General features: G+C 51.3%; 14 protein-coding genes. 5 read left to right on the top strand and 9 right to left on the bottom strand.

All coding sequences use genetic code 11. The features are described 5' to 3' along the window. On the top strand, positions 1 to 710 hold a 710-nt coding region (locus tag HY879_17905; GenBank protein ID MBI5605214.1), incomplete at its 5' end, for a UDP-N-acetylmuramate:L-alanyl-gamma-D-glutamyl-meso-diaminopimelate ligase. Between the two features lie 40 nt (positions 711 to 750). On the opposite strand, the gene HY879_17900 is transcribed toward HY879_17905, so the two are convergent. From HY879_17900 to HY879_17865, 8 genes are all read right to left on the bottom strand, one after another. Then, positions 751 to 1479 (bottom strand): lipid-binding SYLF domain-containing protein, encoded by a 729-nt coding sequence (locus HY879_17900; protein MBI5605213.1) that lies wholly within the window; start codon positions 1477 to 1479, stop codon positions 751 to 753. Between the two features lie 47 nt (positions 1480 to 1526). After that, entirely contained in the window at positions 1527 to 2075 is a 549-nt protein-coding gene (locus tag HY879_17895) for a porin family protein (protein MBI5605212.1), read from the bottom strand. Between the two features lie 273 nt (positions 2076 to 2348). After that, positions 2349 to 3758 carry an alkyl/aryl-sulfatase gene (locus HY879_17890; protein ID MBI5605211.1) on the bottom strand — a complete coding sequence of 470 codons (1410 nt, stop codon included), beginning with the start codon at positions 3756 to 3758 and terminating at the stop codon, positions 2349 to 2351. A 17-nt stretch (positions 3759 to 3775) separates the two neighbouring features. Further along, positions 3776 to 4621, bottom strand: coding sequence for a restriction endonuclease (locus tag HY879_17885; protein ID MBI5605210.1), 846 nt, complete (start codon positions 4619 to 4621; stop codon positions 3776 to 3778). A gap of 22 nt (positions 4622 to 4643) precedes the next feature. Beyond that, positions 4644 to 6050 (bottom strand): site-specific DNA-methyltransferase, encoded by a 1407-nt coding sequence (locus HY879_17880; GenBank protein ID MBI5605209.1) that lies wholly within the window; start codon positions 6048 to 6050, stop codon positions 4644 to 4646. A gap of 199 nt (positions 6051 to 6249) precedes the next feature. Further along, on the bottom strand, positions 6250 to 7746 hold the full coding sequence (locus tag HY879_17875) for an amidase (protein ID MBI5605208.1): 1497 nt from the start codon (positions 7744 to 7746) through the stop codon (positions 6250 to 6252). Positions 7747 to 7985: 239 nt separating this feature from the next. Continuing rightward, a complete protein-coding gene (locus HY879_17870; protein ID MBI5605207.1) occupies positions 7986 to 8393 on the bottom strand; it encodes a type II toxin-antitoxin system Phd/YefM family antitoxin in 408 nt (135 codons plus the stop codon). Between the two features lie 127 nt (positions 8394 to 8520). After that, the gene (locus tag HY879_17865) at positions 8521 to 8667 is read right to left on the bottom strand and encodes a hypothetical protein (GenBank protein MBI5605206.1); all 147 of its coding nucleotides are present in this window, start codon (positions 8665 to 8667) and stop codon (positions 8521 to 8523) included. 154 nt (positions 8668 to 8821) lie between these two features. On the opposite strand from HY879_17865, the gene HY879_17860 reads away from it, so the two are divergent. Continuing rightward, the gene (locus HY879_17860; GenBank protein MBI5605205.1) at positions 8822 to 9610 is read left to right on the top strand and encodes a flavodoxin family protein; all 789 of its coding nucleotides are present in this window, start codon (positions 8822 to 8824) and stop codon (positions 9608 to 9610) included. 11 nt (positions 9611 to 9621) lie between these two features. On the opposite strand, the gene HY879_17855 is transcribed toward HY879_17860, so the two are convergent. Then, complete coding sequence (locus HY879_17855; protein MBI5605204.1) at positions 9622 to 10020, bottom strand: carboxymuconolactone decarboxylase family protein; 399 nt, start codon at positions 10018 to 10020, stop codon at positions 9622 to 9624. 384 nt (positions 10021 to 10404) lie between these two features. Between HY879_17855 and HY879_17850 the strand changes: the two genes are divergently transcribed. The 3 genes from HY879_17850 (at position 10405) to HY879_17840 (ending at position 12005) form a co-directional block, all read left to right on the top strand. Beyond that, positions 10405 to 11169 (top strand): alpha/beta fold hydrolase, encoded by a 765-nt coding sequence (locus tag HY879_17850; protein ID MBI5605203.1) that lies wholly within the window; start codon positions 10405 to 10407, stop codon positions 11167 to 11169. A 176-nt stretch (positions 11170 to 11345) separates the two neighbouring features. Next, positions 11346 to 11597, top strand: a complete 252-nt coding sequence (locus HY879_17845) for a hypothetical protein (GenBank protein ID MBI5605202.1) — start codon at positions 11346 to 11348, stop codon at positions 11595 to 11597. Between the two features lie 153 nt (positions 11598 to 11750). Beyond that, positions 11751 to 12005: a hypothetical protein gene (locus HY879_17840; GenBank protein MBI5605201.1), complete on the top strand. Its 255-nt coding sequence runs from the start codon at positions 11751 to 11753 to the stop codon at positions 12003 to 12005. The last annotated feature ends 215 nt before the right edge of the window (positions 12006 to 12220 follow it).

The raw sequence follows: 12220 nt of genomic DNA, 5'->3' as shown, positions 1-12220 counted from the left end.
GCCCGGTGGAATCCTATGGCCTGGAGGCCCGTTGGGACTGGCATCTGGAGGAATTAACGCCTACGGAAAAAGGGAGCCGATTCCAGGTCTATCGCCGCCAGGAGTTCTTCGGAGCCTTTGATTCCCCCCTGGCCGGAAAACATAATGCCTTGAATTTTGTTTCTCTTGTTCCTCTATTGACCCACTTAGGGTTGTCTCCGGAGACGATCGCCCGGGGACTGGCCGGATTCCAGGGGATTCATCGCCGGCAGGAAATCCGGGGAATCCAGGGCGGGGTTACGGTCATCGACGACTTTGCCCACCATCCGACCGCCGTCCGGGAAACCATACAGGCCATGAGGGCCCAATATCAGGGACGACGACTGATCGCTGTTTTTGAACCCCGGACCAATACCAGCCGCCGCAGAATTTTTCAGGAAGAATATGGTCTTTCCTTTGACGGGGCCGATCTGGTCCTGATCCGGGAGGCCCCGGACCTGGCCAAGATACCGGAGGGGGAACGATTTTCCTCGAACCAGTTGGTTAAGAAGCTGGTCAGTTCCGGAAAGCAGGCCTGTTATTTCCCCGATACGGAGGAAATCCTGGCCTTCCTTTCCGGTCACCTTAAGGCCGGCGATGTGGTCCTCATCATGTCCAACGGCGGATTTGACCGGATCCATGAAAGGCTGCTGACCCTGCTGGCTTCAATGGATGCCGGGTCAAACCCGTAATGACAGCAGTATTATAAGACGGCCCGGTCCTTCTCTTCCCTTATTTTTTGGCCGCTTTGGCCACCTCTTCGATCAGAGCCGAGGCTGCCTCGCTTTTCACCTCATGGTGGACCAGGATATCGGTCGGGGTGACTTTTTTGCCATAAAAGGCGGCGTTCAGGCCGTCCCGAACGGCGACGACGCTGCCGTCCAAAGAGACCCCACCGTACAACCCCTTGGAACGGGAAAAGCTGATCAGATCGGCGCTGAGATTGGCTGTGGCCGCTGCCGCCCCGATGCCGATCGGACCGGCGGCCACGCCGGCGTCGGCACCAAGCTTAAGGCTGTTGGACAAGAAGGAGGAGATGCCCCTCTCGGTCATGACCAGGATGGCCGTTTCGGAAGAGGCTCCGCCTATCTGCAGCCCGAAGCTGGCCCCGCCGACCGTATAAAAGGCCGGACCGTTCCAGACTCCGGTCTTCGGATCAGCCGCTAAAAACAAACCATTGCCCCCGGAGGCTCCGACAATAAAGGCCCCTTTCAGCAATTCGGGTACGAGAAAAACCGCCTTGGCCTGTTTGATGAGGTGGCGAAAGGCCTCCAGATTGGGATCGGACATAAAACTTTCCATCAAGAACTTGGCCTTGCCCACCAGTTGCGAGGCCTCCTGTTTATCATCGGCCAGGGCCGGGGCCGCCGGCAGGATGATGCTCATGTTTATAAAGGTAAAAACAACGACGGCCAGCAACCAGGCCTTTCTCGTCCCCAAAGAATGATTTTTATGTTTCATAGTCTTCTCCTTTTTTTATTTTTCAGGCACCAAGCCGGGCAGGGAGTTTACCAGAAATAAAAGGTCAAGCCGGCGCTGATGATATAGCCGTTGGTCTTCAGGTCCTTGACCTTTTGATCGTCTAAGTTCAGGAAGTAGTAGCGCAGGTCGGCGTTAAATACCAGGCTGGAGGAAAGGGGGATATCCAGCCCGCCCCCCAGGTGCGCCCCGAAATCGTTGGACCAGGTAGTCCCCCGGCTGTCTTCCAGCTTCGAATAGTACCAGCCCACTCCCCCAAGGAGATAGGGGGAAACCGGCGCCCCGGGTCTCAGGTAGAAGAGAGCGGAAACCAGGACCGGATAACTGGTGATTTTTCGGTTATTGGAGAATGATTCCTCGGGCCGATAATCCCCCACCCCTTCAATAGCCAAGGCCGGTAAAATCTTCCAACGGGCCTGAAGACCCCCATACATTTTTCCGTCATCGGAATCATTGGATTTATACCAGCCCCCACGGACCCCTATCCCGAATTTCCCCCCCTCGGCACTGTGCCCCGCCAGGGGATACAGGAATAGTCCTAACAGGATGAACCCGGCAACGATGATTTTTTTATTCATTTTTCTCTCCTCCTCTTAATTTTTTATTGAATTTTATTATACATAATAGCCCTGGTAAAAAATATTTCCATAGGGCAAATCCTGTATTTTAGAGCTGATAAAACCCCATATTGAGGCTGTTCGGGCTATCAGAAAAAAGGGTTGGTTCTGAATATGGGAGCATCGCTGCGGATTGGTCAGTGGGAAACCGGTTCGGCCGAGCCCGGAGGCCTGCTGCAAGGCCTCCGGGAAGTTGAAAGGGGTGGCCGGAGGAGGTTCGAATTTTCTCCGTAATTACATCTTGTTCTGTTCCATCCAGGCAAAGGATTGGTAGTAATTGACGGTCGGCATGTTGATGGAAGAGCGGCTGAGGGCCATAAGCGAGGCGATCTTCATTTTACGGGCCGCCTGGTTCCGTTCGTCGTTAGCCAAAACCGCTTCGCAAAGCTCCAGGGTCGCCTGATGCCGTCCTTCCTGCTGGGCTTTTTGAGCCCGAAGGAGGACATTTTCCGCTGAACCGGCCAGGGCGATAATTTCGGCCCCCAATTCCTTTCTGGTCATAGGCTGGAGGTTGACCGGATCGCCGTCGAACCATCCCACCAGCCCCTCGTAGATCGACCGCACGCAGTAAGGGATAGAGCCGTAGAATTGCTGTAAATAAGGGAGTACCGCCAGTTCGGGAGGCAGCCCAGCCCGGGAGGCCACTTCGTCGATGGATTTGAATTCCTGGGCGGCCTCGAAGGCGATCCGGTGAACATGCAAAATGGCCTCCCGATAGTTGCCCAACACCTCTTTGATCAGTGCCAGGCCATGGAGCGGCATACCATGGCTGGGGACCAGTATGTCGGGTGCCAGCCTGATGACTGTATTCTGGGCTTCGGCCCAATCCAGCACCGGGCGGTAACTCGTTCCGCGGATGGTATAAAGGTTCGGAAAGGAGGGATAGAAGTTGTCGGCACAGCAGACGGTTTTATACTGCGGGATTTCGACGATAATCTGATCGGGTGTCTCTCCGGGGACATGCAGAAGATTGAAGTCGATACCGCCGAGGGTGAACGCATACCGGTCCTTAAAGGTCTTCGTCGGCCAGATCAGATCTTCAGGCCGGATGGTTTCCCAGTGCAAATGAACGACGCCCGGTTCAGGCCAGGTCCCCAGCATAGGATACCGGTCATCATAGGGGAACATGAGGCCGAACATGGCCATGGCTCCGATCATACCACGTTTTCCACGGAGTTCCTGAAGCTTGACTTCCTTCATGAATTCGTCATGGGCGATCACCTCGACCCCCGGTTGATAAAGGACCTTCGTGCCCCGGAAATGGTCGCCGTGGTTATGGGTGTAAATCACATATTTGACCGGCTTGTCAGTGATTTTGCGGAACTCTTCCCAGATGGTCCTGGCTGCGGTAAAGCTTTCGGTGGTGTCGATGATCACCAGGCCCCCGGGGGTTTCGATCATGATCATATTGGCCAGGGCATATCCGATGGCGGCATAGACATGGTCACGCACCTTGACGACTGCCGGCTTGGCGGCCCGGGCGATCAATTCGTTGGCCTTTACACGTTCCGGGGAAAAAGGAATTTGGGCCGGGGGCTCATATTGAAAAGCGTTGGCCTCTTGCCCATCAGCAAACACCAAGGAGCACGACAGGGCAGATGCCGCGCCTCCTGCAAGAAACTGTCTTCGGGATACTTCTGACATGGCTTCCTCCTTGGAATTCATATAGCTAAATCAAATGGTAAATCGCTTATGTCTCGCAGACGTCGACCATCAATCATTCCGGACAGCATTTCCATCTGGTCTTCACTCCCCACTTTTTCGACAGCTTCTCGAAGCTCAGTGAGTGCAAAATGATATACACAATCAAGATCCCCTGTGCCCAGCGCAAGTGAGGCCAGTCTTGTTGGCAAGGGTTCGGCGGTAACGGCCATGATGTGGGGGGTATTCCCCTTACGATTCCGAATTAAATTAAGCGCTTCTGTCCTGATATTTTGTGCCCGGTCGCTTCGCATGGTCCATTTGCATGATATGCTTGAATGTAAAATTAAAGATGGGGAAGAGCGATTTGATGATCTCAACGGTGACAATCGACAAAATGGATCTTTTTGGGTAACAATTGGATTGAGTTTATTAATTTCGTTGTCTAAAACAGGGTATCTTGCAACGGTAATATCCGGGGTTACCAGATAGTCCCCTCCCAGCGCCGCTGCCAATTCTGGCTTTTCTTGAAGCAAGTGCTGTAAATGAGCAACATGTTCATATTGATCAAACTGGGAAATGCTCTGATTAATAGCAAAAAGCCATTTGCCCGGTCGAAGATGGTTTAGGAGTTCAAAGGAGTCTCTTAAAAAATCTTTTGTTATCTGCTCGAATAGAATTCCAGCGGTTTGACCCGGAGGCGCCTTTTTAGCAAGAGGACAATTCAGATGCTTGACGATTTCCATGGCAATAGCAACGCTTCCTCTGCTACCGCTATCGGAAAAATTCGGGATCCCTTTTTTCAGGGCTATAATTTTTTTACAAATATTCTGATGGTAAGTTCTTCGGATCTGAGCAACAGTCATAGAATCCTCATTTTTTAGAAAACTACGCAGAAATTTCAGTAGATCCCGGTTTCAAGAGTCCGATAACGTATTCTTCATGCATCCTTTGCTCAATCATCGAATCTGATTTTTTGCCGAAACGGGCTGGCATCATACGTCTATTGCGATCTAAAATACGTTGTTTTACCCCAACTACATCAAAGCCCAATGATGCGGCAATATCAGCAAGGCCATCATGGGTCTGGACGTCCAGGTTCCGCATAACGGAGGTCCCAACAACAACAATGGCAGCGGAGTTTTTGCGAAGGACACGAAACATTTCTGAAAGTATGGCCTTCATCTCAATGAAGTATTTTCGAAGAATTTCTGATTTTTTGTGATCAAGCTCTTGAAGACGCTGCAGAATCCTTTGCGGCCGATCAGGAAGCGCAACGCACGGAATCTGTCCGATACGTTCGGAACCAATATATTCAGCACGTAGTTTTGATAGATCTGAGATTGACTTTCCAAACCAGACCAGGGAGAATTTATGGGCACGCATGTAATCAATGGCATTGGCATAAGGGGGTGAAGTTACAATGAGATCAACGGCTTCATTAGCGATCGGCATAGAGCGCGCATCTCCGGCGATAACCTTGGTCGATTTGCCAATCGTCTCCATCTCTTCAAGGTTATTGAGGTTTTTGCGCATTCGAATCGAAAATTGCTCCAAGGCGTTTTTAGGTGTTTTCGTTGGGTCAAGATGCGGTCGGCTATGGGCCAGATCCCGTGCTTTTGAAACACCCCCGGATTTGGTGATGATGATCGAAGAAAATATCAACTCGAGGAAGTGGCGAGAGGGTTTGTCCGTGATTTCTTGAATGGCCATTGCTAAGGCCATTAGCTCACGTTGGGTTTCTGGCAGAAACCAATAATCCACAAAAGATTTTGTTCGATCATCAAAAAATTGAGAAAGGTATTGTTCGATCCTTTCTTTTTGGGAGAGCAATTCGATAGCCTTTTTAATGACTTTATTCCATGAATCTCGAATCGTGAACAAGTCATTGGCCATCGTTTTGGCACGGCCTAACCGCAACGCCAAGGGATCAATATCAATCCCAATTGCCTGGCGTTTCTCCTGAGATGCCTCAACAACAGTTGTCCCCGATCCCATCATAGGGTCCAGAACAACATCACCTGGATTGCTCAAACCCCTTATAAATGCCCGGGGCAATTGGGGGGGGAATTTTGCGGCAAAGGAATGAAGATCATGAGAAGCGTATCCATTTTTTTCACCATGAAAATTTAATTCTCCTTCCAGGAGAGCAGCCAATCTTTCCCGCTTACTCAATTCCAACAAACATTGACTCAAGACTTCGGACGGTGGCAAAAGAACATCCTCAAAGGCAAATAGACGGAGCTGTTCTTTGAGTGTCTGTCGTGGGCAGGCAGGAGTGGATTCAGAAATCAATTTTCGTCCTTTTTCCTATTAGATGGGAAGAGTATAAGATATGAGAGAGCGAGGGTCAAGAAGAAAAAAGGGAAGAAAAAAAGTCTAAAAAATAAATAAAATAAGGTGGTTGAACAAGGGCTTATTAATTGGAATCCAGGATAAAAGAAGCTGATCCGGAGGTGGTGGCGTGTTGCCCTATGTGTCAGACACTATTTTTTCAGACCTGCAATGACGGCCGCTTACCAAACCAGGGCCGGGCCTTTTCCAATTGGGCGGCCAGGCGGAAGAGCCGGGCTTCCTCCCCGAAAGGTCCGATGAATTGAACGCCGCAGGGCAGACCGTCCGCGGTCCAGGAAAGGGGTATCGACATGGCCGGCAATCCGGTCAAATTGGCTAATTGGGTGAAAGGCGTTCTTTCCAGGCTCTTTTCCGCCATCTGGTCCACCAGACCCAGGCCCTTTAAGAGGTGGCCCAATTTCAAGGCATTGACCGTCTTCATCATTAGGACCTCCGAGGCCTTGGGTTGCAGTTCACCGATTTTGGCCGGCGGATAGGCTGTGGTCGGGGTCAGGTAGAGGTCATACTTCCCAAAGAAAAGACCCATCTGCCGGGCTGCCCGGTCCCATTGGAGCAAGGCCTGGTAGAGGTATCCGGCAGAAAAGGTGCGGCCGAGCAGGCACAGGGTCCAGGTCAGGAGTTCAACGTCCCCCGACCGGGCTTTCCGCTTGAGCACCGCTTCCAACTCTTCAATATGAGCCGCCACCAAACCGAAATACAAGGCCAGATAGCTTTTGGCCAAACCCTTGCCGTCAACGTCCGGCCGGGCTTCTTCCAGATGGTGTCCTAAACTTTCCAAAAGACGGGCGGCCTCTTCCACGGCCCGGACACATTCCGGGTCGACCGGGGTTCCGATGGGAGATCGGCTGTTAAAAGCGATTTTCAATTGGCCGGGATCTTTGTCCAGCTCTTTTAGAAAAGGGCCTTCGGGAGGACGAATTTCATAAGGGGCGCCCCGGTCCGGGCCCTGAGTGGCGTCCAGCATGGCCGCACTGTCACGGACCGACCTGGTGAGGACATGATTCTGAACCGCCCCTAACCAGACCTGACCCGAGTCCGGGCCGGAAGGATTGCGTCCCCGGCTCGGCTTCAAACCGAAGAGGCCGCAATAGGCCGAGGGGATACGGATGGACCCGCCGCCGTCCCCGCCGGCGGCCAGGGGGACCAGGCCCGCGGCTACCGCGGCCGCCGAGCCGCCGCTGGAGCCGCCGGGGGTGTGGGCTGTATTCCAGGGGTTGCGGCAGGGGCCGAAAAGTACAGGTTCGGTAACTCCCAACAGGCCGAATTCCGGGGTATTGGTCTTGCCCAGGATCACCAATCCGGCTTTTTTAAAACGCACAACCATTTCATCATCATGAGAGGGCACATAGTTTTTTAGAGACTTGCAGCCCGAGGCCATAGGAACGCCGGCATAAGCGTAATCCAGGTCTTTGATCAGAAAAGGGACCCCGGCGAAGGGTCCGTCAGGCGGAAAGGTTGAGGCTGCCTGTCGGCCCTGGTCAACCATTTTGGTCACCACCGCATTGATCTTCGGATTGATCCGTTCGATTCTATCGATGGCCTCTTCGCACAGATCCATCGAATGGATTTGCCTTTGGCGGACCAGACCGGCCAGGCCCAGACCGTCGTATCGATCATACTCCGGGAAGCGGCTCATGGTTTGGTTCCTCCTTTCAAATGTTATGGAAAATGTGCAATGGTTTTATGATCTTCCCAATCCGGCCCTTGGCCTTTTTCCCGATTTGAACCTCCATGATTAATCAGGGTAGCTCCACAATAAAATAGGCATGAATGGAAAGTCAAGGATATTAGGAGGTGCGAACGGCCTGTTTTATCTAGGGTTAAAATACCATCCGGTGTTTTTAAATATACAGGTAATATATTCCCTGACGTTCTCTAAGAAAATTTTTTTAATCTTTCGAAAACCATTTTATAAACCGCTTCTTTGTCACTTTTCCCGATCCCCACGATTTCTATGACCTCACTGTGCTTTCCGATTAAGCGATAAACCAGGCGATATTTTTTTTGGCTATGTTTTTTCTTTATTTTCTCCCAGGGAATATTTTTCGGGCAAACAGGTCTTTTTAGCCTTTGCTCAATGACCTCTGAAATTTCCAGATGTTCAAGGAGTTCTTCTACATTTTTCAACAGCTCATATTCTTCACTGGAAATGATAACCGCCGCCATTTTATTATTCCTTAACACATAAACCGGCTCCCCTGTTTCAGAGACTTCTTTAAGCCGCAGGGTGAGTTCCCTCTGCAACCTGGTTATCGGTATCATTTTTTCCGTATCGATTAACACGGGAGCACCTCCATATAATTATGGAGCAAAATTATACATAGAATACTATAAAAGACAATTGCAAAATCTGATGCCCCTGCTGTGGGCATTAACTCGGTTAGACTGACAGTCCAAAGGGGCGATCCCGTCAGCCGGACAGCCCAAGCCTCTTCATGCGCGTATAAAGGGTGCTGCGTTTCAGGCCGAGCAAAGCGGCCGCCCCGTTCGCGGTTTTTCGAAAGCCGGGACTCTTGTCTTGCGTAGACGAGGTGAAGGGTTCCGGGGCACAATTCATCTCTTGTACCTACAGGGATTTAGATGTATTTTGGACGCAGATGAACTCGGATCGGCAGAAGGCCGATCGTGCAGATGGTCAGAATTAGAAGAGTTTATCTGCGGGTATCGGCGAAAATCTGCGTCCAAAATAAAAAAGGAAAGGTGAGGCATTCATGAAAATACTGGCAATCAACGGGTCTTATCGCGGCCGTCAGGGCCATACGTCCTTCCTGTTGTCCAAGCTCTCCAAAAGCGCTGTCTCCGCCGGGGCCGAGTTTGAAGTGATCCACCTGACGGAACTGAAAATCCACCATTGTCTTTCCTGCGGAAAATGCAACAGCCCGGAGCACTATCTTAAATGCGTCTTCGACGGGAAAGACGACGTTCGATCGGTGTTTGAGAAGATGGCTTGGGCGGATATCCTCGTCTTTGCCACGCCTGTTTATGTCTTCGGCCTGTCGGGCTTGCTGAAGATCTTTCTGGAACGCCTTTACGCCACGGCCGACGTCTTCGACCTGCGATTGACGCAAAGCGGCCTGGTCTTCCATCACATCGATCAGGCCATTTGTTCAAAACCCTTCGCGGTCCTGGTCTGTTGCGACAACCTGGAAAAAGAGATGACCGGCAACGTCACCTCCTATTTCCAGACCTATGCCAGATTTAACGACGCACCGCAGGTGGGGGTGCTGGTCCGTAATGCAGGACGCTTCGCCGGTCACGGAAAAGACCCGGAGGCCTTCCGGAGGGCACCTAAACTGGTCGAGGCCTATGAAGCTTTTGAGACCGCGGGGAAAGAACTGGCCACCCTCGGTCATATTACCTCATCCACCGAAAAATCGGCTGCCCAAAATATTATCCCCATGCCGGCGGTGTTCAAGGTCCTTCAACACTTCCGACCCTTTAAAAAAATCATGGTCAAAAAGGCGCGGCAGATGATGAAATATGAAGAGGGTGCCGTTTGAAAGAATTTGCTTTATTTTTTAAACGTTTCCCATTCCCCCCGGCCTTGTAATACCTCTCGAAAGACTTCCAGGGCCTTGTTGACCAGAGGCATGCCGCCGTAGGGGGCAAGCTGGAAAAAGACCTCGGCCATTTTTTTCGGGTCGCAGCCGACATTCAGGGCGGCATTGAGGTGGAGCTTTAATTCATCGGCCGCTCCCAGGGCGGCCAGCATGGCGCAGGCCACCATCTGCCTCTCCGGCAGGCTGAGGACCGTTCTGGAATAGAGGTTTCCGGTGATGAACATGGATAGATCGTTGGCCAGGCCCCGGTCGAATTCCTTCCAGGTCAGGTATGGGGGGTCCATCTTTATTCCCCCACCGAAGAGCTTGGCCGCCGTCTCCCGGGTTCTTTTTTTGATATCGTCGTCCATGATATTCCTCCTTGTTAATATGAAAATACCGTTCGTCGTTTAGCGTTCGGCGTTCGGCGAAATCAATTTTCATGCTTCGTGGTTCCCCACAGAAGTATGAAGATTTCGTTCCAAAATTGCATTTGGTCGAAGGAGCATAAATTACCTTAAGGGAAGGGTCAAGGAGAAAAAAAGGATCTCCCGGAAAAAGGAAGGGCGTTCCTTCGGATTTATGAGAAAATCACTTAAAGGAACCTCATCCGTAACAAGGGGATTGGGGGTCGGCTTGAATAAACAACGGCTGCCCATAAAAAAAGGAGGAAAGAAATGAACATTGATGATATTAAGACCATTGGAGTATCCGAAAAAGGAAGATGGTAACAATCGCAAAGGGGGAGAAACACCATGCCAAAGTTGAACCGCAACGGGGTAGATCTCTATTTTGAGGTGCACGGCCAGGGCCCTGTTCTGTTGCTCACCCACGGATTTTCAGCCACCTGCGACATGTGGCGCGGTCAGGTCGAGGCCTTGTCCAGGAAGCATACCCTGGTTATCTGGGACATGCGCGGTCACGGTCAGTCGGACTACCCTGAAGATCCGGCCGCCTACAGTGAGGCCTTGACCATAGCCGACATGTCCGCACTCCTGGATCAGGTCGGAGCCGATCGGGCTATCCTCGGTGGACAGTCTCTCGGCGGGTATATGTCGTTGGTTTTTTACCAAATTTTTCCCGAGCGCGTTAAGGCATTGCTGATGGTCGATACCGGGCCTGGTTTCAGGAAGGACGAGGCCCGGGGGGAATGGAACAAAATCGCTTTGGCCGCTGCTGATCGCTATGAAAAAGAGGGCTTGAATGTTCTGCCGTCATCCAGCCAGGAGCGGGCCACAGCCAGGCACCGTTCAGCCGAGGGGCTGGCCCGGGCGGCACGGGGGATGTTGACCCAGCGCGACGCCCGGGTTATTAATTCGCTAACGGAAATTAAGATTCCCACGCTGATCATAGTCGGGGCGGAGGATAAACCGTACTTGGCCTCTGCCGATTATATGGCCTTGAAGATTCCCGGGGCCCGAAAGGTTGTCATCCCGGCCGCCGGCCACGCCGTCAACATCGATCAACCGCAGGCCTTCATCGAAGCCGTCCTCCCTTTTCTGGACGGTCTCGGGCAGTAGGAAATTGTATTTGGGACGCAGATAAATGCAGATTGGCAAGATTTTGAATATAACGAGTAGTTATCTGCGGGTACCGGCGAAAATCTGCGTCCTAATTTAATTCGGAATTTTTTGGGGTAAGAGGAGCCTTAAGGGATTTTGAATTTACCGGTGAAATGAAACTCATGCAGGCGACCATGAGAAAGTTCGTGGAAAAAGAGTGCCTACCCCTGGAAAGGGAATTATGCTACAAAAATCCCGACTCGGTGGGGCTGCCGCCCGATATCCACCGGGCTATGGTGGAAAAGGTCAAACAGGCCGCCTGGTGGACCGCAATGAATACAAACGACGTCAAAGCCCTCCGGGAATCAAGACTACCTCCCGAGCTTCGGCAAGGACTGGCGCCTGCCGATCACCAACCGCTATACCGGAAAGACATCCTGAGCTGATCTAAAGATATGCTCAGGCCTTTTTCTCAATTTCAAGTAATGAAGGATTGACCAGGATTTGAAGATTTCGGTCGGTTCCTCTCCGGCGATTATTCTTGATTTTTCATGCATTCATGCTATCATAAATCATAATAAAATGAACGGAGAAGAATCATGGAAGTTATAAAATCTGTCGGTCGAAGCGGTCAAATCTCTTTGGGCAAAAAATTCGCCGGCAAGACGGTATTGGTCGATCAAATCGAAGACGGGGTGTGGATTGTCAAAGTCGGGCAATTTGTTCCTAACAGTGAACAGTGGTTGCACCAACCCAAAGCCCGAACCGAAATTGATGAGGCGGTTGCCTGGGCCCAAAAAAACCCTCCCCGGAAAAGTGATTTAAAAGCCATCGAGTCCCGGTTAAAAAAATGAACCCTGCCGCAAAAAATTCAGTCCTTCTTGATCTGAATAATCCGGTTTTTCAAAGGCACTTATTTAATCTATCCAAACAGGAACAAAGAGAAGTGCTGGGGACCCTAAGGAAGCTTTCCAATATGGATTGGGACCAGGTTTATTTTGACCGAGGGTTGAAATGGGAGGTTATATTCTCCCGCACCGGCCCCCGTGGGGAAAGATTATACAGTGTT

The sequence above is a fragment of the Deltaproteobacteria bacterium genome (genome assembly GCA_016219225.1).
GTDB lineage: Bacteria > Desulfobacterota > RBG-13-43-22 > RBG-13-43-22 > RBG-13-43-22 > RBG-13-43-22.
This window is presented reverse-complemented; position numbering and strand designations above follow the sequence as displayed.